Origin of the sequence: Streptosporangium jomthongense (assembly GCF_042650425.1) — a bacterium.
In the GTDB taxonomy this organism is placed as follows: domain Bacteria; phylum Actinomycetota; class Actinomycetes; order Streptosporangiales; family Streptosporangiaceae; genus Streptosporangium.
This window is the reverse complement of record NZ_JBHSBC010000015.1, coordinates 70578-77280: the sequence shown is the minus strand read 5'-3', so window position 1 is coordinate 77280 and position 6703 is coordinate 70578. Positions and strand designations below refer to the sequence as shown.

6 protein-coding genes are annotated in these 6703 nt (G+C 72.8%); 5 read left to right on the top strand and 1 reads right to left on the bottom strand.

The annotated features are described in order from the left end of the window. Nucleotides 1-1837 (bottom strand): SpoIIE family protein phosphatase (locus ACFOYY_RS17415; protein ID WP_386190309.1); only part of this gene is annotated, 1837 nt, incomplete at its 3' end. Nucleotides 1838-2468: 631 nt separating this feature from the next. Between ACFOYY_RS17415 and ACFOYY_RS17410 the strand changes: the two genes are divergently transcribed. The 5 genes from ACFOYY_RS17410 (at nucleotide 2469) to ACFOYY_RS17390 (ending at nucleotide 6702) form a co-directional block, all read left to right on the top strand. After that, a complete protein-coding gene (locus ACFOYY_RS17410; protein WP_352015882.1) occupies nucleotides 2469-2708 on the top strand; it encodes a hypothetical protein in 240 nt (79 codons plus the stop codon). Between the two features lie 194 nt (nucleotides 2709-2902). Then, nucleotides 2903-4414: a hypothetical protein gene (locus ACFOYY_RS17405; RefSeq protein WP_386190308.1), complete on the top strand. Its 1512-nt coding sequence runs from the start codon at nucleotides 2903-2905 to the stop codon at nucleotides 4412-4414. Nucleotides 4415-4421: 7 nt separating this feature from the next. Next, nucleotides 4422-5177 carry a LamB/YcsF family protein gene (locus tag ACFOYY_RS17400; protein WP_386190304.1) on the top strand — a complete coding sequence of 252 codons (756 nt, stop codon included), beginning with the start codon at nucleotides 4422-4424 and terminating at the stop codon, nucleotides 5175-5177. Then, entirely contained in the window at nucleotides 5174-5818 is a 645-nt protein-coding gene (locus ACFOYY_RS17395) for a 5-oxoprolinase subunit B family protein (RefSeq protein ID WP_386190303.1), read from the top strand. Before ACFOYY_RS17400 ends, ACFOYY_RS17395 begins: the two co-directional genes overlap by 4 nt. Beyond that, a complete protein-coding gene (locus ACFOYY_RS17390; RefSeq protein WP_386190302.1) occupies nucleotides 5815-6702 on the top strand; it encodes a 5-oxoprolinase subunit C family protein in 888 nt (295 codons plus the stop codon). The genes ACFOYY_RS17395 and ACFOYY_RS17390 overlap by 4 nt, the downstream gene beginning before the upstream one ends. Nucleotide 6703 lies beyond the last annotated feature (1 nt).

Here is a 6703-nt window from a genome sequence, read left to right as displayed (position 1 = left end):
TACGGCTCGTCGGCCAGCCGAGAGGCGTTCCCGGCTCGCCCTCACACAGCAGGGGCACGCCCTGCGGGGAGACCAGCAGGGGCGGTGGATGCCCCGCCAGGGCCAGAGTGCCCTCACCGGTCCCGGGTTCCACGACCATGTAGGCCAGGGTGGTGACCTGCTCTTCCTCCTCGGTCGCCTCGAAGACCCTGTCCAGACCCGTGAGAACCGCCGCGGGCGGTGGGTTGGTCAGCGCCAGCGCCCGCATGGCGTTGCGGATGCGGCCCATGCCCGCGGCCGCCTTGACGCCCTTGCCCATGACGTCGCCGACCACCGCGGCGACCCTGCCGTCCTGCAGGACGAACGCGTCGTACCAGTCGCCGCCGACCTGCACGTGACGGCTTCCCGAGCGGAAGCGCTGGGCCAGCACCAGGCCCCGGACCACCGGCAGGCGGTCGGGCAGCAGGCTGCGCTGCAGCGTCTCGGCGGTACGGTGCTCACGCTCGAAGAGCGTCGCCCGCTCGACGGCCAGGGCGCACTGCCCCGCGAGCGCCTCAAGGAAGACCCCGTCCTCCTGGGATATCTTCTGAGGCCTGGTGAACGAGAAACGCAGCGCGCCGAGGGCACGCCCCGCGGCCAGCAGCGGCAGGCCGACCCAGGCCCGCTCGTCACTGTGGGTCAGGAAGTCGCCGATGGCCTCCTCGTCGGCCCCGGCGTCGACGAGCTGGGCGCGCAGGCTCTCGGGCGACTCGGCGAAGACCGGGCGACGGCTGTTGACCGCCATGGTCATCACGCTGGAGTGCGCCAGCGGGATCTCCTCGCCCGGCGCGCCGGGGATGTCGGGGATGCCGCCGTTGTTGACCAGCTTCAGCGCGGCCCGCTCGACGTCGAGCAGCGCCACGGCCGAGCGATCGGCCGCCAGCGCCGTACGGCCCACGTCGATGATGACCTGGACGACCTGCTCGACGGTCAGCGCCTCGGCGAGTATGGCCGTGGCGCCCTGCAGCCTGGCCGTACGCAGCGCGGCGGCGCCGAGCTGGTCGGTGAGCCTGCCGCGCATCTCCTCGGCCTCGCGCTGCGGAGTGACGTCGGTGTTCGCGCCGACCCACTCGACCACCCGTCCGTGCCGGATAATCGGGACGGCGCGCACCTCGAAGTGACGGTAGCCGCTGGCCCTGGTGCGGGCCCGGTAGCTCCACTCGAACATGGTCCGGCCGCGGAGGGCCTCGTGCCACGCCTCCTCGGTGTACTGGCGGTCGTCGGGGTGGACGGCGTCGAGCCAGCCGTGGGCGAGGTACTCCTCAAGCCCCTGACCGGTGATGGCCCGCCACTGCGGGGCGTCCTCAAGCACGACCCCCGTCGGGGCGGTGATCCACACGAGCTGAGACTGCGCCTCGACGAGCGAGCGGTAGCGCTCCTCGCTGCGCCGCAGGTCCTCCTCGACCTGACGGCTCTCGGTGATGTTCACCCCGACCAGGCAGACCGCCCTGAGCGTCCCCTCGTCGTCATGGACGGGCGAGAACGTCAGAGACCAGTGGTGGGTCTCCCCGTCCGCCGTCCTGACCCGGATGCGCTGGTCCCCCTCGACCTCCGCGCCCTCCGCGATGGCCCGGACCGACCCCTCGATCAACGCGGTCAGGTCGGCGGAGAGCATCTCGCCGGGCGTCCGGCCGACCAGGCGCTCGGCGGGCAGGCCGACCACATCGGTGAAGACCTCGTCGACCCGGTGGAAACGCCCCTCGGGGTCAAAGAACGCGAAGGCGAACGGCGACTGCGACAGCAGGCCCTGCAGCAGGCCGGAGTCCGAGATGTCCACACCCGACTTCCGGGGACGGGGCACGGAGGTTTCGGCGCTCATGGTCGGCACCTCCGTCGCGTGCCAGGGTCTCCCACGAGGCACATCTCCAAACTTGCGAATTGGCGTAGCGCAGCTCCGGGGGACCGGATCCTGCAGTACATCATCGGCGATGGGCGGGGGCGGACGGAAGCCCCGCCCATGATGCGGTCGGCGCGTCCGGTGGGCCCTGCCCATGGACGGCCACGGACGAGACGGCCCGGGAGCGTTCCGCGCGCGGCGCGGTCACCCGCTCCGAAGGGCCGGCGTCGGCCGGGGCCCGATGTCGCTCCCACCGCCCTCCCGAAACACCGGGGCGGTCGCCTCCGGCGCGTTCAAACGTTTGCGGCCAGGACCCTAGCAGGATCAAGCCGGACCGTCCCGACAACTGCCCACCTCGTCTCCGCGAGCGTCCCAGGGAAGATCAGGCTACTGACTCATTCCCGATTTGGCTCCCCCTTCGGGGACAGTGGTTTACTCCCCAGTCGACAAATCCAGTCAAGACACGCCTCACCTCGCACCTCTTCCTCGCAAACATCGGCCAACACGGTCTCAGGAGGGTTGACACCCAGGCGATACGTTGTGGAATGGGAACGCACGTCCCCGTCGTCCACCTGGGGATCACCTTCCGGAGAAGCCGGAGGAAGGCGACGCCATGCCCGCTCTCGCCACAGGCCTTGACGGCCCGCGCGCGTCCCGCGACCGGGTGAGCGCGGGTCTCGCCGCCGAGTTCCCCACCGTCCCGCCGGGCACCGTGGACCGCCGCGTGGCCGACGCCCGAGCCCGCGCCGAGCACCTCGGCATCGAGGCCACACCCGAGGTGGTCGAACGCGTCGCCCGCGAGCATCTGCTCGCCCTCGTCAACTCAGCGCCGCCACCGCGGAGTCCCCGGTAACATCGGGATCATCGGGCCGTCTTCCACGCGCCGTTCGGCCCGGGGACGCGAGAAGGTTGGGACGTGAGCGAGCAGGGCGAGCGAGCCGGTCGGCACTGCACCGGTCCCATGCCGCCGACGGAGGGGGCGGCTTGAACCGGCGGCACCGGCGGCACCCGAGAGAGAACCAGTCCCCGGACGAGGTGTTCGCCGAGATGCTGCTCGCCTCCAGGGAGCTGCTGGCGGTGCGCAGTCCGCTGGACGCCGAGCTCATGGTCTCCGACATGGTCGGGGCCTGGTGGGGGCGTCGCCTGCGGGGCGGGGACGCCGAGCAGGTCCTCGGCGAAGGGCTGGTCGACTACGCCGCCAAGGCGGGCTCCCCCGCCGCGCTGACCCTGCTGATCGCTCTGGCCTACCTCGGCACCGCCCGTCAGGCCGCGAAGGCGGAGGGCGCCGCCCTGGCGCTCATCGAACGCGGCGTGGCCAAACCACGCTGGGCCGAGCGTCTCGGCGTCGTCAAACCGACCGGCTGCTACGTCTCCCGCGACGCCTACGGCGACCAGGACACGGTGGTGTGCACCTTCGGCTACCGGGGCGCGGACAACGACGAGGACCGCCACGCGCTGGTCATGGTCGTCGACTACAACATGCGGGGCATCGCCCGCGACGCCTGGGTCTCCTCCCACGTGGACAAACTGCTCGACCAGGCCAGGACCGAGGCCGGGGCCAACCCCATGCTGAGGTTCGAGGAGATCGAGCCGCAGCAGGCCAGGGCGCTGCTTGAATCGGCCATGAAGGCCACCGCCGAGTACGGCGACCGCAGGGCGAACCTCCCGGTCAGCGAAAGCTACAGCGCCTACCACGCCTTCGCCCGCGCCCGGATCAAGGCGCTGCCGCCAGGCCGTAAGCGGCCCGCCCCGCTGCACAGCGAGGCCCCCTACAGCCGCGACCGCAGGGCGATGCTGGCGGCGGAGTTCCTCTCCTCCGACGCCGCCGAGCACCTTTCCGACCCGTCGGCGGCCTCGCGATGCGCCGACCACATCATCGACTACGGCTGTGACCAGGACTTCGGCAGGCCGCTGCGGGTCAGTCCCACCAAGTGCCAGACGTTCCTGCTCGACTGGCTGCCGCGCAAGGTCCTGCTCACCCCGGCCGAGCAGGAGGCCGTGCCGTACGTGCTGGGGGCGTGGGCTCGGTTCGCGGCGCGGCGCAGCGGGCTGGCCGACCGGGGGCTGCGCGCCACGCTCGACGGCATCTGGGAGGCCACGGCCAGGTTCGCCGAGGCCTACCGTGACCCGACCACCTTCGGGCTCGACCGCGACCTGCTCGAACGGCTGCTGCCCGACGGCGACCTGTCCGCGCTGGCCCGCAGGGTCTTCGCCTTCCCGTTCCTGCAGGGCACGCACGGTGAGATCAAGCTCGACCTGCTCAACCCCTCCGACGAGGCGGACCGCAGGATCCTGCTGGGCATCGACCACGCGGGCGAACTCGACCGGCCCGACTACGACGAACACCTGGCCTGGCACGAGGAGATCGCAGGCAGGCTCTGGGAGGGCGATCCCCCGCAGCTGTGGGAGGCCGCCCAGCGGCTGCTCGACCTGGGTCACGACCGGCACGACGTGCTGCACGTGCTGATCGAGATCGCCGAGCGGATCGGCGACGACCCGGAGGAGCTCTCCATCGCCCTCGACGACATCGCTGACATTCCCGACGAGCCTCCGGTGTAGGTGAGCCATGGTGATCGACCTCAACGCCGACCTCGGAGAGGGTTTCGGTGTCTGGCGGCTCGGTGACGACACGGCCCTGCTCGACGTGGTGACCAGCGCGAACATCGCCTGCGGGTTCCACGCGGGCGACCCGCTGACCATCCGCCGCACCTGTGCCGCCGCGGTGGACCGGGGGGTGCTCATCGGCGCCCAGGTCTCCTACCGTGACCTGGCCGGGTTCGGGCGCCGCGAGATGGACGTGGAGCCCGAGGAGCTGTGCGCCGAGGTGCTCTACCAGCTTTCCGCGGTCGACGGCATCGCCAGGGCCATGGGCGGGCGGGTCTCCTACGTCAAGCCGCACGGCGCGCTCTACAACCGGATCTGCCGTGACCGCGAGCAGGCGGAGGCCGTCGTCGCGGCCGTCGCCGACCATGACGAACGGCTGCCCCTGCTCAGCCTGCCCGGTTCCGTGGTCCACGAGATCGCCGCCCGGGAGGGGGTGGTCACGGTCACCGAGGCCTTCGCCGACCGCGCCTACACCCCTGAGGGAACCCTGGTTTCCCGGCGTGCTCCCGGCGCGGTGCTGCACGATCCCGACGAGGTCGCGGCCAGGGCCGTGCGGATGGCCACCAGGGGGACGGTCACCGCCGTCGACGGTTCGGAGGTCGCGGTCGGCGCCAGGTCGATCTGCGTGCACGGCGACACCCCCGGCGCGGTGGCGCTGGCACGGGCCGTACGTGACGCCCTGGCCGCGGCGGGGGTCACCCTGCGGGCGTTCGGGTGAGCGGGCGGCCCGGGGTGATCCGCAGGGCCGGAGAGCACGCGCTGCTGGTCGAGACCGGGTCGCTTGAGGCCTCACACCGCCTCGACGCCCTGCTGCGGGCCCGGCGCCTGCCCGGCGTCGCCGAGATCGTTCCCGGCCCGGAGACCGTCCTGGTGAGCGCGCCCGGCGCCGATCCGTCCCGGCTGCTGCCCGAGCTGTCCCGCCTGCTCGGTACGGCCTCCGCCGGGCAGGCCGCCAGGGACCTCCCGGACGCGCGCGCCGTGACGGTCCCCGTGATCTACGACGGAGCCGATCTGGAGGAGGTCGCCGCCCTGGCCGGGCTCTCCCCCTCCGAGGTCGTCGAACGGCACACCGGGCGGGAGCTCGTCGTCGGCTGGCTGGGGTTCGCTCCCGGGTTCGCCTACCTCACCGGGCTCGACCCCGTGTTGCACGTGCCCAGGCTCACCACACCGCGGACCTCGGTGCCCGCCGGGTCCGTCGCGGTGGCGGGGCCGTACTCGGCGGTCTATCCCTCGGCCTCTCCGGGCGGCTGGCGGCTGCTCGGCCGTTCCGCCGTGGTGGTGTGGGACGTGAACGCCGACCCGCCCGCCCTGCTCACGCCGGGGACCCGGGTCAGGTTCGAGGCCGTCACCGCGTCATGATCGAGGTCATCGCGGCGGGGCCGTACGCCACCGTGCAGGATCTCGGCCGTCCGGGCCACGCTCATCTCGGTGTGCCGTGCTCAGGGGCGGCGGACGCGCCGAGCCTGCGTCTGGCCAACCGTCTGGTGGGCAATCCGGAGGGAGCGGCCGGGATCGAGCTGACCTTCGGCGGCGCCCGGCTTCGCTTCACCGCCGGGGCGTGGGTCTCGGTCGCCGGGGCCGACTGCCCGCTGGAGGTCGTCGTGGACGGCACGACGGTCAGGCCGGCGATGCTGGCGCCGTTCTGGGTTCCGCCGCTCGGTGAGCTGCGGGTGGCGTTTCCCCGGGCCGGGCTGCGGACCTACGTCGCGGTCCGGGGCGGGCTCGACACGCCCATGGTGCTGGGCAGCCGCTCGACGGACTCCCTGTCCGGTCTCGGCCCCGCCCCGCTCGGCGTCGGCGACAGGCTGCCGGTCGGGCCGGCCGGGCACCTGCCCGCCCTCACCGTGGACGCCGCACCCCCCGTCTCGTCCTCCGCCGCGTCCCGGGAGGTCCTGCGGGTCGTCGCCGGGCCCAGGGACGACTGGTTCGCCCCCGGCGCCCTGCGGGTGCTGTGCGCGCAGCCGTACGTGGTGAGCCAGGACAGCAACCGGGTCGGCGTACGGCTGGGCGGCGGCGCGCCGCTGCCGCGGGCCCGCCCCGGGGAGCTGCCCAGTGAAGGGGTGGTCACCGGGGCCGTCCAGGTGCCGCCGGACGGCCTGCCGATCGTCTTCCTGGCCGACCACCCCCCGACCGGGGGGTATCCGGTGATCGCCGTGCTCACCTCGGCCTGTCTGCCCGTCGCGGCCCAGCTCCGCCCCGGAGACCGGGTGCGCTTCCTCCTGGAGCGCCTGCCTCCCCTGTGAG

Coding starts and splice junctions, on each gene's coding strand:
- ACFOYY_RS17390 (WP_386190302.1), top strand. CDS start 5,815: ATGATCGAGGTCATCGCGGCGGGGCCGTACGCCACCGTGCAGGATCTC.
- ACFOYY_RS17405 (WP_386190308.1), top strand. CDS start 2,903: ATGCTGCTCGCCTCCAGGGAGCTGCTGGCGGTGCGCAGTCCGCTGGAC.
- ACFOYY_RS17400 (WP_386190304.1), top strand. CDS start 4,422: ATGGTGATCGACCTCAACGCCGACCTCGGAGAGGGTTTCGGTGTCTGG.
- ACFOYY_RS17410 (WP_352015882.1), top strand. CDS start 2,469: ATGCCCGCTCTCGCCACAGGCCTTGACGGCCCGCGCGCGTCCCGCGAC.